This is a genomic window from Paenibacillus sp. FSL F4-0243 (genome assembly GCF_037963295.1).
Taxonomy (GTDB): Bacteria; Bacillota; Bacilli; order Paenibacillales; family Paenibacillaceae; genus Paenibacillus_AQ.
Map to the genome: position 1 here is coordinate 5,892,673 of NZ_CP150151.1, position 21,226 is coordinate 5,913,898.

General features: G+C 45.5%; 14 protein-coding genes. 5 read left to right on the forward strand and 9 right to left on the reverse strand.

What is annotated here, in order from left to right:
* The first annotated feature begins 104 nt into the window (after positions 1–104).
* The 3 genes from NSS87_RS26195 to NSS87_RS26205 are packed head-to-tail and all read left to right on the forward strand — an operon-like array spanning position 105 to position 5,529.
* A complete protein-coding gene (locus NSS87_RS26195) occupies positions 105–2,147 on the forward strand; it encodes a glycosyltransferase (protein WP_339243438.1) in 2,043 nt (680 codons plus the stop codon).
* Positions 2,144–3,565 carry a glycosyltransferase gene (locus NSS87_RS26200; RefSeq protein WP_339243439.1) on the forward strand — a complete coding sequence of 474 codons (1,422 nt, stop codon included), beginning with the start codon at positions 2,144–2,146 and terminating at the stop codon, positions 3,563–3,565. The genes NSS87_RS26195 and NSS87_RS26200 overlap by 4 nt, the downstream gene beginning before the upstream one ends.
* A gap of 14 nt (positions 3,566–3,579) precedes the next feature.
* Positions 3,580–5,529, forward strand: a complete 1,950-nt coding sequence (locus NSS87_RS26205) for a glycosyltransferase (protein WP_339243440.1) — start codon at positions 3,580–3,582, stop codon at positions 5,527–5,529.
* A 26-nt stretch (positions 5,530–5,555) separates the two neighbouring features.
* Here NSS87_RS26205 and NSS87_RS26210 read toward each other — a convergent pair whose 3' ends face one another.
* The 8 genes from NSS87_RS26210 to NSS87_RS26245 all read right to left on the reverse strand — a co-directional run bounded on the left by NSS87_RS26210 (position 5,556) and on the right by NSS87_RS26245 (position 14,025).
* Positions 5,556–6,287, reverse strand: a complete 732-nt coding sequence (locus tag NSS87_RS26210) for a glycosyltransferase (RefSeq protein ID WP_339243441.1) — start codon at positions 6,285–6,287, stop codon at positions 5,556–5,558.
* On the reverse strand, positions 6,284–7,486 hold the full coding sequence (locus NSS87_RS26215; protein WP_339243442.1) for a hypothetical protein: 1,203 nt from the start codon (positions 7,484–7,486) through the stop codon (positions 6,284–6,286). Before NSS87_RS26215 ends, NSS87_RS26210 begins: the two co-directional genes overlap by 4 nt.
* The gene (locus NSS87_RS26220; protein ID WP_339243443.1) at positions 7,483–8,937 is read right to left on the reverse strand and encodes a hypothetical protein; all 1,455 of its coding nucleotides are present in this window, start codon (positions 8,935–8,937) and stop codon (positions 7,483–7,485) included. Before NSS87_RS26220 ends, NSS87_RS26215 begins: the two co-directional genes overlap by 4 nt.
* A gap of 69 nt (positions 8,938–9,006) precedes the next feature.
* The gene (gene yunB, locus NSS87_RS26225) at positions 9,007–9,867 is read right to left on the reverse strand and encodes a sporulation protein YunB (protein WP_042191667.1); all 861 of its coding nucleotides are present in this window, start codon (positions 9,865–9,867) and stop codon (positions 9,007–9,009) included.
* A 367-nt stretch (positions 9,868–10,234) separates the two neighbouring features.
* On the reverse strand, positions 10,235–10,846 hold the full coding sequence (locus NSS87_RS26230) for a VTT domain-containing protein (protein WP_076285278.1): 612 nt from the start codon (positions 10,844–10,846) through the stop codon (positions 10,235–10,237).
* A gap of 264 nt (positions 10,847–11,110) precedes the next feature.
* Positions 11,111–11,980, reverse strand: a complete 870-nt coding sequence (locus tag NSS87_RS26235; protein WP_339243444.1) for a glycine betaine ABC transporter substrate-binding protein — start codon at positions 11,978–11,980, stop codon at positions 11,111–11,113.
* A 15-nt stretch (positions 11,981–11,995) separates the two neighbouring features.
* Positions 11,996–12,829, reverse strand: a complete 834-nt coding sequence (locus tag NSS87_RS26240; protein ID WP_339243445.1) for a proline/glycine betaine ABC transporter permease — start codon at positions 12,827–12,829, stop codon at positions 11,996–11,998.
* Positions 12,829–14,025, reverse strand: a complete 1,197-nt coding sequence (locus NSS87_RS26245) for a glycine betaine/L-proline ABC transporter ATP-binding protein (protein WP_042191675.1) — start codon at positions 14,023–14,025, stop codon at positions 12,829–12,831. The genes NSS87_RS26240 and NSS87_RS26245 overlap by 1 nt, the downstream gene beginning before the upstream one ends.
* 259 nt (positions 14,026–14,284) lie before the next feature.
* Here NSS87_RS26245 and NSS87_RS26250 point away from each other — a divergent pair, with 259 nt between their 5' ends.
* The gene (locus tag NSS87_RS26250) at positions 14,285–14,845 is read left to right on the forward strand and encodes a transcriptional regulator (RefSeq protein ID WP_042191677.1); all 561 of its coding nucleotides are present in this window, start codon (positions 14,285–14,287) and stop codon (positions 14,843–14,845) included.
* A gap of 59 nt (positions 14,846–14,904) precedes the next feature.
* Here the strand turns inward: NSS87_RS26250 and NSS87_RS26255 are convergent, their stop codons facing one another.
* A complete protein-coding gene (locus tag NSS87_RS26255) occupies positions 14,905–19,800 on the reverse strand; it encodes a carbohydrate binding domain-containing protein (RefSeq protein ID WP_339243446.1) in 4,896 nt (1,631 codons plus the stop codon).
* A gap of 307 nt (positions 19,801–20,107) precedes the next feature.
* Between NSS87_RS26255 and NSS87_RS26260 the strand changes: the two genes are divergently transcribed.
* Complete coding sequence (locus NSS87_RS26260; RefSeq protein WP_076285281.1) at positions 20,108–21,124, forward strand: LacI family DNA-binding transcriptional regulator; 1,017 nt, start codon at positions 20,108–20,110, stop codon at positions 21,122–21,124.
* Positions 21,125–21,226 lie beyond the last annotated feature (102 nt).

Sequence of the window (21,226 nt, forward strand, 5' to 3'; positions counted from 1 at the left end):
TGTGCTTTTTCTTTAACTATAAGGACGCCGAAGGCGTTTATGCTTGTGTCAGCAGCTATACATATGTGCAACAAACACATAATGCTTTTCAAGGAGGAACAACCGTGAATAATATTACGCTTGGCGTCCACCTCATCGTAAAAGATGAAGCTGATCTCCTGCCTCACTGTCTCGCAAGCGTAGCTGGTGCTGACGAAATTGTGATGATCGATACAGGCTCTACCGACGAATCCATAGCTATTGCCGAAGCGCACGGGGCTAGAGTCTTCCAACGGGAATGGACAGACGATTTCGCGGCAGCTCGTAATGAAGGGCTCGTTCATGCCTCAACAAATTGGATTCTTATCCTTGATGCCGATGAATGCTTGCAGACCCCACTTACAGAACTCCGCAGCCTTCTGCAGAACACACAAGCTCAGGCTTTTACTGTAAACATTGATAATTGGGTTGGCGAACGACCTGAAGATAAGGTAAAACACAGTGCAGTCCGCTTATTCCGAAGTGGACAGGGTTATCAATATAGTGGAAGAATTCATGAGGGAATTGACACTTCAATCCTTAGCAAACATAACCTCTCGGCGATTGAGCACAGTCAACTTGAGATTATACACTTTGGATATTTACCTGAAATCATGACACGAAAAGATAAAATCAATCGAAATAGACACCTGCTGCTCCTCGCTTTAACCGAATATCCGGATGATCCTTTCCACTCCTATAATTTGGCAGTAAACTTCTGTCAGGACGGTCGTCTTCTGGAAGCTGAGACGTTGCTTCGTCAAGGCCTTCACCATGTAGTACTCGAAGCCTCCTATCGTCCCACGATGATTAGGGATCTCTGTAAAATTTATCATGCTCAAGGAAAAATGAATGCGATTGACCCCTTGCTGATGATTGAACTGGAACGTTATGGCGACTATCCTGATTTACATTTTTTGTTAGGGCAATCTTTGGAGAGCCAAGGCCTTTTGGAACGTGCGCTATTAGCTTATCAACATGCAGAGTCCATTCCTGAGCATGAGGTGCTTAGCGGAAAATATGTATGTGAACAAGGAATGAGTACCTTTCGCCCCCTATACCGGATGGGTTTAATCTCACAGCGGCTTGGTCTTCTTGAGGATGCTGCGAGATTTTTTCATCGTGCACTTCAACACCATTCTTTATATACGCCCGCCTTGCAGGGGATTGCTGCTGCTTTTCAACGCTTAGCTGTACCCGATGAGGAAATCGCCACTTTACTGATCCAACTCGTTCCCCCAACTACCTCAATCAGTAGATCCGCGATCATTGACAGTTTATATGAGATAAATGCTTATGAGACCATAACTACCTTATCCCGAGATATTTTTCCATTGGAATTGGATACTGCATATAGAATCATCTCATCACTCATCATCACCGGCAAGCTAGAAGACGCGAGTACAGCTATAGGGCAGATGACCTTACTAGCTTCCCAAGATCACCTTGGTTTAGAGCATCAAAAGCAGTGGTATACTCTTTGGGCCATTTGCCAATGGGAACGATATGGAGAATTTAAAAAGGACTTGCTCAACCATACATCAGGTGAACTTCGTTCTGGACTGGAATACATTGAGCGATCCCAACGCCAACGAGTGGCATGTCCGGTAGAAATAGAGGTAGATCACATATATTCCTCATTCCTTTCCGACCTCATCGGGCAATCCGTAAAGCTGCATCAGCTCACACTTAGTCATACTTTAGTGGACTTGTTCCCTGCTTATCGATCTGAATTTGCCACAGCATTATATAAAGAAGGGAATTGGCAGGCCGCAGGAGAGGAATTTATTGTACTTGTTCGTGATAAGATCGCCGATGCAAGCGTGCTTTTTTATATTGGTGAGATGATCTTTGACAAAGGGCATTATTCCGAAGCCAGTGAATGGTTTCAGCAAGCGCTGGAACAAGAGCCTGAGCATGAATCCGCAAGAATCGGCTTATCCCTCTGTTATCTTCAGCAAGCGAAGCTGAGTATGGAAGATGCTCTACAAAGTTTAAAGGATGCCCATGCTCATGGCCCCTTGCAGGAGGATATCGGAGCTATCCGTAAATCCATTACCTTGCTAAATCGTACATCTTGGCACACTCAGTGGAGCTTCCGTCAGAGCGAAGGGAGGTCATCCCTATGAACCACTCAAGAAGAAAGCCACTAATTTCCTTATGCATGATCGTTAAGAACGAAGGAGATAGCTTGAGCCAATGTTTAAAAAGCGTACGCGGAGTCGTCGATGAGATCATTGTAGTCGATACTGGATCCAACGACGCCACGGTTCAAATTGCCCTAAGCTTCGGGGCCAAAATCATACAACACCCTTGGAGCGGCGACTTTGCTGCTGCCCGCAACGCGGGTCTCCAGCAGGCCCATGGACAATGGATTCTTGTTCTAGATGGAGATGAGGAATTAAGTGAGGAGAGCAAGGGAGAATTACTGCTATGTGCCGAGCATATGGAGTACGAGGCATTTTTCCTACGCATTCATAATCATAAAGGGCTAACCCCCGCTTCACAGACGATCACCGTCAATCCGATTATTCGGATGTTTCGTAATCGCCCTAAGTACCGGTTTAGCGGTATCATTCATGAACAGATCGCTGAGGCTATCATAACAGCTACACCCCAGGCACCGATGCATTTGACCACTGTAGTCATCCATCATTATGGTTACGCAGAAGGGGTAGTCGTCAAGAAAGATAAAATCAAACGAAATGTCGAGCTGCTGAAAGAGCAGCTAAGGTTAAATCCTAAAGATCCTTTCCACCATTTTAATATGGCTGTTGAGTATATGCGTCTGGGGGAGTATCAACCTGCTCTAAAACATATCCAACAATCACTAGAAGAGGCACCGCCTGATACAAGTTACATCCACCTGCTGCACAAATATGAAATTCGCTCGCTTGCAGAATTAAAAGATTATCCTGGGGCGCTTGCAGCTTGTGACCGTGGGATTAGCTCACATCCGGATTACCCAGACTTAGCTCATATCAAAGGGGCTCTACTCTTACAATTAGGTGCCTTTGCAGAAGCCAAAGTATCGTTGCTACAAGCGCTGGTCATCGGAGCTGCTCCTCCCGGCTACCATACTGAGGCTGGATTCGGTTCATATTTAACCTATTATATGCTGGGTCAATTATGTGAAGAGATGGGTGATGAGACCGAAGCCATTGCTTGTTACACCAAAACCGCACAGCTTCATCCCGAACCTACTCCCGTCATTGCCCGGCTACTACGAGCCCTGAAATGTGCAGGTCGTGAGAGTGAGATTTACGGTTGGTTCCACGCTCATCTGCCAGACTACACAGTGACTAAGAACAGGATTCTCCTAGAATTATTACAGAGTGAGGGATGTAATGAAGCAGCCGCACAGCTGATAAATGCCACAGAGCAGCCCATTTCTATAGAAGTGGCATTTAATCAAGCATCTGGGCAGGGGCGTTCACAGATTATGTTAGCGGATCGTCTGCTTGCTTCATTATCCTCTTCTGCTACCTATTCACCAGCGGTCAAAAGAGTACGCCTAGCTCTTCCGCTTCCCAAAGTTTCAGAATAGGAGGGACGTTTCCTATGACCACACCCGATATTACACTTTGTATGATCATTAAGAATGAGGCGAACCACCTGGAGAAATGCCTGTCTTCTGTGCAAGGAATCGTATCAGAAATCATCATTGTGGATACCGGGTCTGAGGATAATAGCATAGACATAGCAACTAAGTTCGGTGCAAAGATCATCGATATGACTTGGGAGAATGATTTCTCGAAAGCACGAAACCTAAGTCTGATGCATGCAACTTCCTCTTGGATTCTAGTACTTGATGCCGATGAGGCTGTAGATCATTGGAGGAGGGAGCAGCTCCAGCACCTGCTGGACGCAGCGCATATTCACGGATATTGGCTACCCATTATCCACTATATCGGTGACGCCCCTGAAGCGGATTTTGTTACCGATCATGTCTGCCGCCTGTTCAGAAACGATAAAAGAATCATCTTTCGTGGAATCATTCATGAGGAGACGGCCAGCAGCATTTGGGAGCTTCCTGCGGGGGAGATCGCTTACGCTGAATTGCGTATTTATCACTACGGTTATTTAGAGGATGAACTACAGCACAAAAATAAATACCAGCGCAATTTAGCTCTCATCAATAGTGGTCTGCAGCTTCAACCGGACCATCTAATCCTTCGTTATGCACTAGGGGTAGAGCATTATCAACAGGAACAATATCATGCAGCGGCAGATGTACTTCTTCCACTACTTGCTGATGTTCCAACCCAATCCGGGTATGCCTCCGATATTTATCTAAAGACTGCCTATGCCTTACAACGATGTAACAGGCAGCAGGAATCTGAGGAAGTCTTTCATGCGGGGAGCTTATTGTTTCCTGATTTCACTGATTTATTAGAGGGTTATGCTGCTTTGTTGCTCGAACAAGGACAGCTTAGACAAGCTAGACACTTCTTGCAGCAAGCACTGAAGAGCCGGGATACAGCACATCCATATCCATCTTCTTCGGGAAGTGGAACGTATCGAACAGAACTACTAGCGGGCAGAGTATGCGAGAAGTTATTTCTATATCCAAACGCGCGGAAACACTACGAGGCTGCTATACAATTCAAACCAGATTATACGGATGCGTGGAAACAGCTTGTCCCACTAAGCCTGCTATCTGGAGAGAGGTTAAGTATGATCGCATTGACCCGCTGCCATATCCACGCTCTCTCACCAATTACCTTAGGCTGTCTTGTGCCCGCGGCGCTCAATGCTCGTGACTTTGAATGGCTGGTCACTCTCTCTTTTGCTTCGCAGCTACCGTTAGCCGTTCAAACCATTGTGCAGGCTTTCCTTGCTTGTACTCAGCAGCAAGAGGGGGAACACACCCTAGCACCGCTTGAGCAGCTGCTTCATAATCCATCTGTTCTTTCCGAACGTTCATCTATACTCGGCTATCTCTGGGCTTTGTCTTGCCGTGCTGGAGATACTGAATCAGCCATGAAGTGGCTTATCTCCATATCGCCATACAGACCGGGGATGCTAACAATTCATCATATCTTAACAAGTCGTTCTGACATTAAGCCTGCTCTTCCTGATCTGAGCTACGCTATGCAATTGCTGCTTCAGGTCGGTGCTTGGGATAGTGTATTATCGCTTTATCGACAATCAGAGGGCTCTTTATTCCAGTGGTGCAAGCTGCCGCAGCCCTTATACTATGGATTGCTTGAGGCTCCTATCCTCGTAAAGAAACAGTGGTGTTCCATCTATCTCAGTCAAACCCCTCATTATAATGCCTCGACGGACTGCGCCGAATGGCTATTATATGTGGCAATAGCTTGCTCCTGTGGGGAAACTCCAAAGATCGCTCAATCAGATGAAATGGCTTTGCGCAGAATCGGGGGAACTACCGCTGCAGTCGGTCTCTCATACTACAAGCTCATACTCGCGGCAAAAGCTTATCCCCATGGGATTTCCTCAGTTCAAATCCCATGGGGGCTGCTCGTCAGATCTGCCAGTCAGACCTAACCGACTGGCAGATTCGGATTTCAGAGCTATTCTTTCCATTCGATCAAATGGGGCCGCTCATCTAGAATGGACTGGTACTGCTCCAGACTCCCCCAGCGCCCCTCTGGATCAAGCTCCATATAACGCGAATATTTAAGTCGGAGCTCTTCCGGCGGAACCGCCCATCCATAATGCTTCACCCGCAGTTCGGCAAGAAAACCCGGCAATACAGAGTAAGAAAGCGGCAGCCTAGGAACATGATGATCCATTTTCGGGAAGAAATAATGAAAATTCGGCAAATATCGGACAAGTGTACGAGTATGCTTCGTATGGATATTCCAATGTTCATCTTCACGATAATGGGTGGTGCCACCCCAGAAATCAAATAGCCGGAAAGATACCCAGTCATACACATCCTGATCAATCAGCCGTCTCATCTCCCGTTTAGCTGCCTCTTCATAGAACTCATCAGCGTCTACAGACAGGAGCCAATCTGGATTCGTAGATACCGCCAAATCCCATAACATCTGCCTTAGCTCCCACTCACGATTAAACAAGGAGGTCTCCAGTGTCACAAGCTTCGTAACCTTGGCAAAAGAACGACATAACTGTGCCGTATGATCTGTACTTCCATCATCAACAACTACAATATCATCCACGAACTCACTCAGTTCTTCAAGTACCTGCTCCAGATACCTTCCAGCTTCGTTTCGAACCTGCATCATAGCGGTCAAGCGGTTACCTGCTGTTTTGCGGAGAGGCCATCTATGACTACTCATCCCTCCACTCTCCTTTTCAATCGTTTTACCGCCTCTTCTAGATCTGCCATCTCTGATAAAAGCGGCCACGCCTGATTGTCTTGCCCTGCCGCATTCAAGAAGCTGCGTATAGCCTCATGTCGCCTGCCATGGAGCAAGTGTATTGTGCCTTCTATCGTCCCATCAACACTCCCCTCCAAATCTTGCTGAAGCTCTAGCGCTTTCTCCCATTGGAAGGTCCGAATATAATTCTGAATCAATAACAGCTTCGCCTCTGAGGTAGTGAGCGAACTCAGAATCCGTACTGCCGCAGCTTCATCATCATTCAAGCGAAACAGCTCTGCCCGGACAAGTTCGTACTGCCCGGAGTGAAGCCAGCCCCGCAGTCTTTCCGCATCCCGCTTCTCCTCAGCTGTAAATGCCGTAATCGTATATTGTTGAACAGCTGTTTCCAAATCCCCAGTCTTACCCTCTATAGCCGAAAAAAAGCGAAAATGTGAATGAAGGCAATCTAAATATTCATACAGCACCATGAGCTCAAAGGATTGCGCCAGATAGCGGTTTGCTACGGAATCCCCCAACAAGTACAGATAGGAAGCTGCCAAGTAATGTACAACAGGTTGACTGGGCAGCTTAGCACACATGGAAATGTAATAGTCCGCCCGCAACTCAAGCTGTATAGTAACCCAATCAGCAGGTGATATCGTTGAATCCTGCCACAAATTCATTATGGCCTTCCTCCACAGCACCTCATAATCCGTAAGAAAATACAGCCGATCTCCCTGAAAGGTAGCTCCATAGGATTCCTGCTGATCCCCGCCGAGATAGAGCACACCTTCCCTCCGTAAGCTCTGCTCTAGATATATCCGTTCAGATCGGGTGGCTACAAGATCAGCCTTTGCGCCAAGCAAACCGCTGTATTTATCCCATAACCACTTCTTTTCATCTTCCGGGCAACGTTCTAGCAGAGCCACTACATAAGCTGCCTGCAAGGAGAGAACCTCTGTGAGCCAGTAAGGAGAAGAGACAAGAATCGTGTATTGCTTCATGTTCAAAGAATAAATATCTGCAGCCGCAACTGCCCTAATCTGATTGTTAGTCTGCTGCTCACTGGTCATTCGTCCAGCAAAGCAGACCCCTTCCCGGTTGGGAAGAAGCTCTAGCAATCTTTTATATTCGTAGTCCTCCCAAGAACCTCCGCTTAGAATTAAATATTTCATGGGTGTGCCTCCTTGGAATCGGACAAATCCCCAATATAGCCTATTACCAGAGAGGCATTAGGGTGAAGCAGCAATTGACGGGAAGTAAACTTCCTATTGCTAATCATCCCAGGCACGATCCCTCCTTTGTAAGCAATACGTTCAAGAGGTAGAGTGAGCGCTGAATCTCCCCCTGCAAGTAAATGAACCCCCGCTTCCTCCATTTCAGTCGATAAACTTACGATCAGATCAGCGGAGCCTTGGGTTATGGCCTTCACCACCCGCTCAATATAATGTTTCTCATATTGGATAGAAGTGGACAAATACAGAATGATATCACTCTCATATAATGCAGATGCGTTCTTTAACGCCCGTAACCATCCATCCTCACCATGAACCGTTATTACTACATCATGTTCGCTAACCGGAAACTCAGGAGCAGCGTCCAGCAAAGTATCTCTGATCCAAATCCAGCGAATATACTTGTAGCTCTGCTGCTCGCGTGCAGCTATCCATTGCTCCTTCAGCTCATCACAATCCCAAGCTTCATCACAATACACTATGGCCGTTACCAACGGAGAAGCTAAGGGTATCCTGCCCAATGGTATAACCGGCTGTGGAAATTTTAAGAATTCAGTAGGCGGTACTAAAAGTCCTTCGTTCTCTATCCCGCTTTCAAGTGCCCATTTCTTGTAGTATGTCTGCCAGCCATTCGTCTGTTTGGATTCGTCCTTCGTTCTCAGGTATCTATCCAGTGACTGAATAGCATGAACATACACAGCTTCACTCAGTGCCAGTTTCGCTCCAATCTGCCGCGCTCGGAGACACCAGTCAGCTATCATGAGATGCCGCGCTTGAAGCGAGGTGTCAAAGCCGCCAATTCGCTGAATCAATTCCTTAGTGAATAGAAGACAAGATCCGGTTAGCACTTCCACCTCGCGCCATTCGCCTTGATACCGCCCAAGACTGTAGCTTACATGCTCAGCTAATTCATGATGAGTACCAAAGTGAAGCCGTTTCTTCCCTTCCCCTCTCTCGGTAGAAGAACGCGGAGCAATGACTCTAACGGAAGCATCATCAAAGGAAGCCCACATTAACTCGCTTAACCAGCCAGGCGATACCATAATCGAATCTTCAAGCAGAACAGCAAAGGTGGTCTCGATATGGGCCAGAGCTAGGTTCGGCATATACTCCTCCTTCTCATAGGGTAGGAAGAGCACTGGTTCCTCTGGCGAGAACTGTCTTGCTAATACCTCCATGGGGAAATCGGGCGTCATTGAAACAGCAATAATGCGCACAGCCACTCCTGAGTGGCGCAGCAGCAGGGGTAAACAGACCCTGGCACATTCCATACGGCTAAGCTCAACTACAATAGAAATCCCATCTTCACTTGGCAAGGGTAAAAGTCCGGCACGTTCAAGGAAACCATATCTCCCTGCCAAGCGTTCCATATTCAGCGATTCATGTGACATTTGGACTCACGCTCCATTTATTTAAAGCAACTCTACCTATAGTCTATGAGCGGTTAAGCACGATATCCCTTAATTCCCTCCATTTACACCTTTGCCGCCTTCTTCTGTATGAGCTGCGCCTGTATTCGAAGAATTGGGTGCAGCTGGTGATGAATTGCTATCCTCTTGGCTATTCCCAGGGGTATCCTTGCTCTGATCTGATACTCCATTTTTATCTCCACTTACAGATGGTGCAGGAATAGCAATTCCCGGGGCACTGCTACCATTAGCTCCGACAGGCTGACCCTGATTATCGTAGTAATACATAGGCACGTCTCCGACGACCATCAAATATGACACAGGAATTTCCGTATCCACTACTTGGGGTTCCATGTCAAAAGGAATAACCACCGCTACCTCCGTAACAATATGGATATAGACCTCAACTAAAATCATATTGATTCCGGCATTTTGCTGGCGAGTGCTGAGTTCAACCTTAACAGCACCTTGCGGTTCAATCTTGATCGGGATATCAGGTCCATAAGAGGCGATGAGAGGACTACCTAGTGCCTGACCGAGCGGAATATATTCTGTCTGATTATGCAAATCCTGCAACGTGGTCTGGATTACCTCTGCTGCTTGCGAAGTAATACGCATATGCTCCGCATAGTTCAACATAAAGCCTGATATTTTCCCGTTCTTATCGGTCTTCCAATCAATTAGTTCCTCCGCATTTCCTCCGTTCGCAACTTGTGAAGTGATCGCTTTATTTATCGACTCTGTTGCGATCTGCTTCACACGAATTTGCGCTAAATGCAAGATAGGTGGCTTCATGTGCAGCTCCACGTATCGCAGTGCTTGTAGTACAAGCACAATCAATACCAAGGATGCAATCAACCAAAATTTGCGCCGGCTTCTTGGCTTACGCGTGTTTCCACCGGAAACGGTCATCTTTCTCTCTGCCCTACTGGATGATCTCATATGACTTCTACTTCGCTTAGCTTCAAAGCGTGCACTCTGTGGTCTTGCCGCTGCCCTACTAGGTTTTGACTTGAACGCGGAGCTTCTTCCAGAGAACCTCGGCGTCCCGCCCCCATTTATTTTTGGCAGCCGAAGCTGACCTAGATCAGGTAATCTTAGCCCTCGGTTCCCCCATTTTCTTAATCTCCCCATTGCGATAGTCCCTCCCACCTTACGTAGAGGTCAAGCCACCTCCACTTAGTTTAAGGTATTCGGAAAGAAGACAAAAAAGAAGAACGTTCCCTCCGGCGGATAATGCCAAAGAAACGTTCTTCATTTATTTGATGATCAATTAATATTAGTGCATTCTACTCCGTTTATCTTCCTGTAGATGGTCCCAGTGCCGCCGTATAAAGATACCGATTAGAATAGCGATAAACACGGCATACCAAGTAATATATCCATTCCATTCTTCCCTAGGGACAATTAGACTTGAGCCGATCGTACCGAATAGCCAAATGTAAGACAGATTCCCAAGCACGGTTCCCCAAATAAAAGATGATGCTTTTATCGGTGAAACAGCGGACATAAAATTGATTACATTGTTCGGAATAATGGGAATCGTACGTAGAAGGACCAGCGTCCAAATTCCATATCGGTCCAAGTAACGCTGCCATTTGTCATACCTTTTCAGCTTAGACCTCCATTTTCGATCAAACCAATTGTAAAGGTATCGTCGAATGAGGAAGTACATCAGTATTCCACCCAGATTACAAGCCAGCCAACTAATTATCATACCTCCAATAACGTTAAATACAGACACATGGAGGACAATCAAAATTACGAACGGAAAAAATCCTAATATACTCTGCAACAGCGCCAATGGAATCGTCACAAATAAAATAGAGGGTCCACTAAGGCCAAGCGTTTGCAGCAGCCAATCTATCCAGGTATTTATGGTCTCTGTCATGAAGCAGTCTCCTCTCTTGACTCCTTGCAGCAGCTGCCTCCTGATTTACTTCGCTAAAGCATAAGTGTGAGCATTAAAATATATGCAAAGTATATATTTTCCTTTGAATACTTTGCTTATATTCCCAAGAAAAACACCCCTTCCGGGGTGTTTTATTGAATGATTTTGCTTATGAAGTGCATTTGTAAAGAACAGTGGTTAGCGTACAAGTTACACTTTTGTAATCCATTGATTCTTCACATCATACCACAGAATTCTATCTACTTACAATTCTACACCTTGAATCCACGCATTCACTTTATCCGGGTTGTTTTCTACCCAAGTTTTAGCAGCTTCTTCTGGTGACTTCCCACCTTGAACCTCAACCATTACTTTCGCCATGTCTTCTGCTGTCCACTCGAATTGATCCAAGAACTTATAGACATTCGGCATGTCTTCTTTCAGACCTTGACGAACCATCGTATGGATTTGCTCATCCGCACCATATACACCTTTTGGATCTTCCAGATATTTCAGGTCCATATTGGCGAACATCCAGTGTGGTGTCCAACCCGTTACAACGATAGGCTCGTTGTTGTCATAGGCTTTTTGCAGCTCCTGAGCCATCGCTGCCGATGAACTTTCTAGAAGCGTATATTCACTAAGACCATATTCCGCAATAGCCTTTTCAGTCGTCGTCATAATACCAGCACCAGGCTCAATTCCGATAATTCGATTGCTCAATTTACCTGCCAGGTCACTGTTCTTCAAGTCTTCAATAGAATTAATATCCATGTACGCTGGAACCGCTAAACCAACTTTAGTTCCGTTCAAATTAGCACCTAAATCTTCGATTTTCGAACCATACTTCTCTAAATAAGCTGCATGCGTGCTTGGTAGCCAAGCTGCGACCATAGCATCCGCACTACCATCAGCAACCCCTGCCCACATTGGGCCTGCATCTACCTGTAGCATTTCAACGGTAGCTCCAAGCTTAGTTTCAAGTACTTCTTTAACAACATAAGTACTCGCAATTTCGGAATCCCATGCCACATATGCCAATTTCACTTTTTCTTTACTAGTGGATGAACATCCGGCAATAACAGTAATCATCATAATCACTAACAGGAATATACATATATTTTTTTTCTTCATATCTATTTAAAACCCCTATCTCTGTTTTGGTTTTAGTGCGTTCTGCGTTAAACGGTCGAGTAGAATAGCTATAATAACGATAGCAATCCCCGCCTCGAATCCATCTCCTGTCTTAGCCTGCGATACCGCGCGGTATACATAGGCACCTACACCTTGCGCACCAATCATAGATGAGATGACAACCATCGAGAGTGATAACATAATCGTCTGATTGACGCCTGCCATAATCGTTGGCAGTGCGATCGGCAGCTGCAATTTAACCAGCTTCTGAGTTGGTGTTGAACCGAAAGCATCGGCTGCTTCAACTAACTCCTCTGAAACTTGACGAATACCGAGATTGGTCAAACGAATTGTCGGTGGAATCGCAAAGATGATCGATGCAATTACACCTGGAACAACCCCAAGTGAGAAAAAAGATACCGCTGGCAATAAATACACAAATGCCGGCATCGTCTGCATAAAGTCCAAAATAGGCGTAACTGTATTTCTAACCGCAATTCTCTGCGCACACAAAATACCAATCGGTACGCCGATTACTACAGCCAATATCGAGGCGGTTAGAACAAGGGCTAAAGATTGCATCGAAGGTCCCCATAATCCGAGATTATCGATTAAGAGCAGTCCGATTACCGCAAATAAAGCCATGCGCCATTTCCCAATCCAATAAGACAAGGCTGTAATAAGTACGATAAGCACTAATGCAGGCAGGAAGGTCAGCGCACCTTCAATTGCAGAAACCATTCCACCGATTATTGTAGCGATAAAGTCAAACAAGGGGCCACAATACGTAGTTAGCCAGTTTTCCAACCACTCGAGGGCCTTTCCTAAAGGCAGTTTTGGAATGTCCATTAAGATCCTTCTCCTTCCGGTACCGCGTTACCCGCGAGTGCGGAAAGAACGGCTCCCTTAATCACAATGCCTTTTAATTTATCCGCTTCATCTACGACGGCTACAGGCAAATGTGTCTCAGATATTAGTTCAAAGAAATCATTGAGCAGTGTTTCTGGATATACACGAGGGATCTCCCGCCGTGTAACCTCTAGGATGGATTTATTATCCTTTAGTGCCTGTGCTGCGTCCTCAGCTGTAATAACACCCAAGAGCTTGTTTTCTTTGTCTACCACATACAAGCTGAATATGCCGCTATCACGCATTAATTGAAGTGCTACCCGAGGTCCACGCTCAGGTCTAACCGTTTCCGGTTGCCGCATCACATGAGCTGCTGTTAGCACCTTGGACAAGTCCACATCCTCCACGAACCGCTCTACATATTTATTGGCAGGTTGAATGAGAATCTCTTCCGGTGTACCAATCTGCACGATAACACCATCTTTCATCAGCGCAATCCGATCACCAATCCGCAGGGCTTCGTCTAGATCATGAGTGATGAACACAATCGTCTTCTTCACTCTGGACTGCAATTCCAGCAGCTCCTGCTGCATGTCTTTACGGATCAGCGGATCCAGTGCACTAAAGGCTTCGTCCATGAGCAGGATATCAGGGTCATTAGCAAGTCCTCTTGCTAGTCCTACACGCTGCTGCATCCCTCCGCTGAGTTGATCCGGGCGATGATTCTCCCATCCCTTTAGACCCACTAGATGCAATGCCTCCATGGCCCGTTCAGTTCTCTTCTTTTTATCTACGCCCTGAACCTCAAGTCCGTATTCCGCATTCTCCAATACCGTTCGGTGTGGAAACAATGCGAACTTCTGAAACACCATTCCGATGTTCTTGCGCCGAAATTGCCGAAGCTCCTCCGGGTTCATTTTAACAACGTCTTTTCCTTTAAAAAGGACTTGTCCCCCTGTAGGCTCAATCAAACGGTTCAATAAACGAACCAACGTTGACTTACCGCTGCCGGACAATCCCATAATTACGAATATTTCTCCTTCTTCAATGCTGAATTCGGCTTTGTTGACTCCGACCGTCAACTTTAATTCCTGAGCGATCTTTTCCTTCGACCACCCTTGCTCTAATAATGGAATCGCCTTTCCCGCATCATGACCGAATACTTTGGTTAGCTTTTTCACCTCTATAATAGCCATGCCGTCCTCCTTCTCCCGAAAATATATCCGGGTTTAGTTCACTTATAGTAGTGTACCGGACTATTGAAAATTCATGCAAACACCATATACGGATAAAATTTAGTGTACAGTTTTAACTTTACGTACTTTATGTATAGAATACTCTGTTTTACACCAAATTCCTTTCTTCATGATTTCTTTACTTATGGAGGGGGATTTGATTACAATACATTGTATAAGGTTGCAGCAGTCTATCGACCTATTCCTCAGGAGGGACATCATGAACGATTTAGAAGGGTTAACACCCGAACAAATAGAGAAGATTAGTAAGGCCCGTGAACGCGTGATAGACTCTATCGGTAAAAATATGGACCTATACGGCATCACTTTATCCATTGGGCATTTATACGGTTATATGTATTTCAATCAAGGTCCAGTGACACTGGACGAGCTTAGCAAAACAATGGGAATGAGCAAAACGTCCATGAGTACGGGAGTCCGTACCCTCCTAGATCTGAAAATGATCGATAAAGTTTGGGGGAGAGGGACTCGCAAAGACCTGTTTACCACTGTGCCTGACTGGCATCAGAACTTCAGTGATTACTTCTCTATTAAATGGAGAAAAGCCGTCGAAGGAAATATGATTTCACTAGCGAAATCACTTGCAGAAATTAACGATATGAAAAAAGAGTATAGTGACGATAGTAAACTTATGCAGCTCTTAAATACAGATGAAGAGAAGATTACCGAATCCATTAATTACTACCGCTGGTTGCTAAAATTAATAGAATCCTTTGAGAATGGTAAGATCTTCGAATTTATCCCTAAAGAAGAATCTTAATTCCAAAACAAAAAACGACAGTGCTCCTGTAAAAAGGAAAACACTGCCGTTTTTTTCGTTTAACCTTCGATTAAGCTTACATCATCCAAATAGATCGTGCTGCCCGCACTAATTTCATTATTCGTCTCCGTACTGTTTCCATCAATAAGCCCTAGTAAAAATACCAAATGAGCCCCTGCGTCTGTCGCGCCGTTCATGGTAAATGTGTAGCTTAATTCTTTCATACTTTGGGTCAAAGCTATAAGCTCAGCTTCCATATATTTGTTGTAATCCCCGCCTTTATGCTCCACAGCTACCTGAATATTACGGTTTACCGTAGAACGGGCCTTAAACTTCAAGGTATACGTCTTTCCCTGAATAAGCTTCAGGTTTTCATAATCCACTTGTGCGCTGTAAGCAGCTTGCCCTGTGCCCGTCAGATCTATCGCAAATTCCCCATCTTTTACAGCAGCAGATCCAGTTCCATCAAAATACTGGCTCCACCCTTTAGAATCCACATCAAAGGTTCCATTATCCAGCGTACCGCTTGGTGGGTTCACTGGCGGACCACCTTGTACCTCCCGGACCACAATATCGTCAAAAGAAATCGTATGTGGCGTACTGTTAGCCGTAGGATCAGTGCCCAGCGATTTGCCGATCAGATAATTCAGCTTCAGCGGATTGCTGTTGGACACCGTAAATTGTGCGCCATACGTTGCCCAATCGGCAGTAATATCAAACTTAGCTTGAGCGGAAGCTGCAGAAGTATTGGAGTATTCTAGGATGATCTGCCGCGGAACCGTTGATTTCGCCTTAAAGCTCACCTCATACGTTTTTCCGCCTTCCAGTGGGATACCCTCTTGGTAGAATTGTGTATGCCACGCCTCCCATCCTGCCGACGTAATCAAGATTTCTGCCACGCCATCCTTTACCTCAAACGCAGAAACACCACCTTCTCCAGACCATGTAGACCAACCCGTCTTACCACTGCCGAACGAGCCATTTATGACTAGATTGTTATCGTTAGCAAGTATCGTCTGAAGCACAGATGCATTTGCGTAATGGTCAGCTTCTACAGTGATTGTATAGCTGCCCTCGGATGGAAATACTGCTGCATCGATTGTGATTTTCCCAGGCTCAATGGTGTACTGTTCGGTTTCAAGTGTTATACCATTAACCTTCACTGCAATGATTTTCTTTCTCCAATCCTCATGGTCTATGAAGGTTAGTTCAATCGGCTGCGAAACTCTGTTATTGCTGCTATCGCTTAGTAATTCCTGCGGTTTGGCCGGTGCATTTTTGATTTCAAATTTCACATTATCGATGATAATATCATGGCTTTGAGGAATACTAATTCCCTCAACCTTTCCAAGCAGGAATTTAAGGGACAATGTGTCCTTACTGCCTTGACGGAATTCGAATGTGTAATGATTCGTTGCTGGTGTGAGCTCTACAATTTTTGTAAACGAAGCCTGATAAGACGCATTTTCAACATTCACACCGATTTTTCGGGCAATGGTTGAACTGGCATCAAACTCTAGCACATAATCTATTCCGCTTGCAGCTTTCAAGTTATTTTGAAACAACATCACGGAATATGGCTGGCTACCCGTATTCGTAATGTTAAACTTCGCTGTTCCATCTGTAGCAGTAGCAGTGCTCTGTCCGCCCTGCTCCGTCAACAGCCGATCCCAGGCATGAAATTCAGTGTTGAATTCACCATTCACAAGCGGGTAGTAGACAAGTGATGGATCATAATAAAAGCTCGTGCGCAGCAACTTGAAGTTATCCAAGATGACTGTACCGGTAGCACCGTTCAGAAGTAACACAAATTGTCCCTCATGATCCGTTGTACCTGCAAGGTTGGTGAAGACTGCTTTTATTTGTTGTTCACCTTGGGCTAAATTAACTGACTGCTGCGCATGTACGCTGCCGTCTTTTCCAAGAAGCTGAACTGTGGCAGTACGTGCAGAGGATACTGCAGCATTAAAGGTAAGCTCATAATCTTGGCCCTGTATGAGCTGAATTCCCTTCTGAAGCAATCGAACTTCGCCACTTTCGCTGCCGCCAATCTGCAGATTCAGCTTTCCTGTATCATCTACATTGGCAGTGGACGTTGTACCATTGGCTGTTTCTACGTGCCAATAGCTCATCCGATTGGGCTCACCAAGATCGAAAGTGCCATTGTACAGATGATTACCGCTACCGAGCGGTGTTTTTATTCCATCATGATCAAAAGGAATACTATCTACCTCTTCCAGACGGACATTACCTAACCAAACTGGTGAAGCGTTAGTTCCCATATTGAACTCTATCCGTGCTGCAATGTCAGAGTTGTCCTTCATTTGAAACATCGTTTCGTAATGGGACATCTCGGAAGTCAGCTCTGCCTTAAGCGCTGGAGAATAAGCCGCAAAGCCACGTGATTCTCCCCCCGTTAATTTAACACTAATATTACGTGACACATCTGTTTTGGCATCGAAGCTGAGCTTATAGAATCTACCTTTAGCAACGGATACAATCGCTTGAGGTTGAACGGAATAGGCATTGCCCCCAGCATTACTGATATTTACCTTTAGGAAGTTGTGTCCTCCAATCGGTACAGTGGAAACTGTAGCATCAGCTCCTGGTTCTTTAAACAAAACCCAGTGTGAAGTATTCGGTATGCCCATTCCATCATCTCCCGGAACCTGCTCCGTGAAGTTGTTGTTATAGACAAGGTTTCCGTCAGGAAGTGCTAGCTTTGAGCCTTCCAAGTAAGGCTCCTTATTCAGCGTAACTGGTACCGGCTCACGATACTCTCGGCCTGTCAGTTCATAGACTCTGACATAATCAACCTGCATCGATTTTGGAAACACGGTTTCTGGTGTTGGATCACCATCGAAGTTGCCGCCGACAGCCAGATTTAACAGCAGGTGGAACTCCTGATTGAACGGTGCTGGATAAGCATTATTCGCAGGCTGGCCATTGCTGATGCTGTACCAGTCATTTTTGGTCAAGAACAGCTCACCATCTACATACCAGCGAATTTCTCCCGGTTCCCACTCAATGGAGTACGTATGGAATTGTTCTATCGTGGAGCCTTCCGGGAACACGTACTCTTTGCCAGAGTATACATTGTTAGGCCATTCGCCGCCGTAATGAATGGTACCCGCTACCGTATTAGGACGGCTGCCCCAGCCCTCCATAATATCAAGCTCACCAGAGGAAGCCCAATTTCCGTACTCGTAGTTCTCCGGCAGCATCCAGATCGCTGGCCAGTACCCTTTTCCGGTAGGCGCTTTAGCCCGAATCTCGAATTTCCCATATTTCTTGCTAAACAGACCTTTCGTTTTAAGTCGCGAAGAAGTGTACTCCTTGCCACTTACTGCTTCTTTACGCGCGGTAATCACTAGATTACCATCCTGTACCTTTGCGTTCTTCTCATCACTTGTATACCATTGCTTCTCGTTGTTGCCCCAACCTGGATTGTTAAATTGCGAACCATCTCCAAGGTCATAGGTCCATTTCGTAGGATCAATGCTTCCTTCATTGAATTCATCTCCCCAAACCAGCGTCCACGGATCATTGGTTGGTGTTGGACCAACATTACCAGAAATGCTTGAGGCTGAAGTTGCTACTGGCAGTGTCGTTTTACTAGTGTTTCCTTTCTTTAATGACGAGCCACCAATCGTTACTCCATCGGCCTTGTTATCTATTGAGGTCACGCTACCGCTACCTTGAATCGCTGTGCCTCCAGCGCTCGCAGTCAGGATTAACGCGACCACCTGTGCATTGTTCTCCAGAGTCAATTGCGTTGAGCTGCCCACCGTAAGACTGGCAACAGTTCCTGAGATTCTTAGCAAAGAACCGCTGACTGCTGAGTCTGCCGAGCGAACCGCTGCAAATATCCCACGAAGTGAGATAATATGAGGAACGACGTTCATCTCAACATCCCCAAAGCCTGCTCCCGTAAGATCGCTACTCTCTTCCAAGATAGCTCCGGATTGCAGCTGCACAGTACCCACAGCTGTTGAACCGCTGGCATAAATTCGAACCTTCCCGTTAGGTTTGGCTACTTGAAGCGGCCCAAGAGAAGTATTGTGTAAGCCAATACTCTGCTCACCGCCACCTCGTACAAACGTAGTCCCTGTTACCTTTACACCTTCAAGCTTCGCATTCCCTTCGGCAATCCCCTCCGTTAAATAAAGATTGCCTTGGATGACAGTATCTTTAAGAACCACATCGGCATGATTAATGATTACATTGCCCTTTACTGTTCCAAGCGAAGTCTCTCCAGATTTTAAGATGAGTCCCGAAACCATTCGATCAGCAAGCTGAGCAAGCTCTGCACGTGTAATTCCGCCCTCAGGCTTAAACAAACCTCCAGGATAACCTTTAATAAAGCCAGCACTCGATAGGGCTGCTATCGCTTTCGCAGTTTCATCACTGACTCCGTTCAAATCAGTGAATGCTGATGTGCTACTTTTGTCCGTATTGAAACGAAACACTTTCTCCAAGGATAGTGCCGCCTCAGCACGCGAAAGCGCATGTGAAGGATAAATATTGTTATTCTTATCACTGCTTAAATATCCAGCTGTAATCCCTTTGGCAATATCACTCTTATACCAGTCTGTAGCCAGCACATCCGCTGGAAGCTTATCCGATTGCTCCTGATAATTAAATATACGATTCATAATAGCTGCGAACTCTGCCTTTGTGACTTCCTTACCAGGTCGAAACGACCCATCGTCATATCCACTTATAATCCCATTTGCGCTCCAACGCTGTAATGGACCTGCAGCCCAATGGCTTGGAGATACATCCGTAAACGCTTTCAATACATCGATTGTTTCATTTTCCACTTTCGTTGCCGCTGAATCAGGTGAGTTTCCCTTTAATGGCTCTGCCGCTGAAGCATTCATGCTCCCAACCGGTGATAGCAGCCCGGTGACAAGGAGCATAGCAGCTATTGCTGCCGTGAAATTCCTCTTCATCCTAAACATCACTCCTCGAATTTCGTAATATTCGTAATTCAAGCGAAGAATCGAAATCGGTTTCGACAATGTTATTGTTGCTTAGATTTTCATATTTGTAAAGATATAATTTTGAATTTTTTTACATTATTTTTTTCGGAATATATCTCAGTATTAAAATATCCGTTTGACTTGTTTCGGCAATAAGAATAGACTTAAAACAACTGTTTTACTCTTCACTCCATTCAAAAAAACTCATAAATAACCGCTCTACTACAGTCTTTCCCCCATATTCCAACTATTAAGCGGAGGGTGGCTTATACTACATATGAATATCAAAATGATTGCCGAAATGGCAGGCGTTTCTGTCTCGACCGTTTCGAAAATTATGAATAATTACAGCGATGTTTCGGAAAAGACCAAGAAAAGAGTCCTGGAGATCATCGAGCAAACTGGATATTCACCATCCAACTCCGCCAAGACACTTGCAACCAAAAAATCGAATCTGATCGGTGTGATTTTTGCGGGTGAGCTTAATGTAGAATTTACGCACCCTTTTTTCGTTGAGGTATTAAACTCCTTCAAGAAACAAATGGGTGTACTGGGATACGATCTCATCTTCTTTTCGAACGAAAAATTTATTAGCAGCGGAGATTACTTCGCGCGCGCTGTTCATTTTAATGTGGATGGCTGTGTCATTATATCTGGACAGAAGATGGAGCCAACGATCCACGATCTGGACATGAGCAGTATCCCTTGTATCGGGGTAGATCTCGAACTAAAAGGGAAGAAGTCAGGCTTTGTTATGTCAGATAACTTCCAAATATCCTCTAAGGTCGTAGAGCATTTTTACCTTCTTGGTTATAGGGAGCTTGGTTTTATAGGAAGTGCCGCGGATTCAGAAATATCCAATCTACGGGAAGCAGGATATACCAAAGCTATCGAAAGTTTCGGTCTCCCTTTGAACCGGCGTTGGTTTGTACATGGCGACGATTTCTTTGAGTCCAGCGGGTATACGGCTATGCAACAATTAATTCAAAGCGGCAGTTTACCAAAGGCCATTTTTGCTGCCTCTGATTTGCTGGCTTTAGGAGCCATCCGTGCATTAAAAGAACATGACCTCCGGGTCCCTGAGGATATCGCCATCATCGGCTGTGATGACATCGAAGCCTGTAAATATACTACACCAAGACTGTCTACCATCCGTCAGAACAAACAACGCCTTGGTATCCTCGCTGCCCATATGCTCTATGACTTGATTAACAATCAGTCAGGTGGCGGTTCATTTGTTGTGGAGCCCGTACTTGTTGTGCGCGAGTCCTGCGGAAGCCAATTGAAATTTTAAGGTATAACATAAATAAATCCCCTCAAAGTTTACAACGTCTCAGACCTCGATAAGATGTCTAAGCATTGTCTAAATTGAGGGGATTTTTCATGTAGGGAACTT

What these genes read in the sequence shown, in the direction of transcription:
- NSS87_RS26200 (WP_339243439.1), top strand. Translation starts at nt 2,144, where the DNA reads ATGAACCACTCAAGAAGAAAGCCACTAATTTCCTTATGCATGATCGTT.
- NSS87_RS26205 (WP_339243440.1), top strand. Translation starts at nt 3,580, where the DNA reads ATGACCACACCCGATATTACACTTTGTATGATCATTAAGAATGAGGCG.
- NSS87_RS26210 (WP_339243441.1), bottom strand. Translation starts at nt 6,287, where the DNA reads ATGAGTAGTCATAGATGGCCTCTCCGCAAAACAGCAGGTAACCGCTTG.
- NSS87_RS26215 (WP_339243442.1), bottom strand. Translation starts at nt 7,486, where the DNA reads ATGAAATATTTAATTCTAAGCGGAGGTTCTTGGGAGGACTACGAATAT.
- NSS87_RS26220 (WP_339243443.1), bottom strand. Translation starts at nt 8,937, where the DNA reads ATGTCACATGAATCGCTGAATATGGAACGCTTGGCAGGGAGATATGGT.
- yunB (WP_042191667.1), bottom strand. Translation starts at nt 9,867, where the DNA reads ATGACCGTTTCCGGTGGAAACACGCGTAAGCCAAGAAGCCGGCGCAAA.
- NSS87_RS26230 (WP_076285278.1), bottom strand. Translation starts at nt 10,846, where the DNA reads ATGACAGAGACCATAAATACCTGGATAGATTGGCTGCTGCAAACGCTT.
- NSS87_RS26235 (WP_339243444.1), bottom strand. Translation starts at nt 11,980, where the DNA reads ATGAAGAAAAAAAATATATGTATATTCCTGTTAGTGATTATGATGATT.
- NSS87_RS26240 (WP_339243445.1), bottom strand. Translation starts at nt 12,829, where the DNA reads ATGGACATTCCAAAACTGCCTTTAGGAAAGGCCCTCGAGTGGTTGGAA.
- NSS87_RS26245 (WP_042191675.1), bottom strand. Translation starts at nt 14,025, where the DNA reads ATGGCTATTATAGAGGTGAAAAAGCTAACCAAAGTATTCGGTCATGAT.
- NSS87_RS26250 (WP_042191677.1), top strand. Translation starts at nt 14,285, where the DNA reads ATGAACGATTTAGAAGGGTTAACACCCGAACAAATAGAGAAGATTAGT.
- NSS87_RS26255 (WP_339243446.1), bottom strand. Translation starts at nt 19,800, where the DNA reads ATGAAGAGGAATTTCACGGCAGCAATAGCTGCTATGCTCCTTGTCACC.
- NSS87_RS26260 (WP_076285281.1), top strand. Translation starts at nt 20,108, where the DNA reads ATGAATATCAAAATGATTGCCGAAATGGCAGGCGTTTCTGTCTCGACC.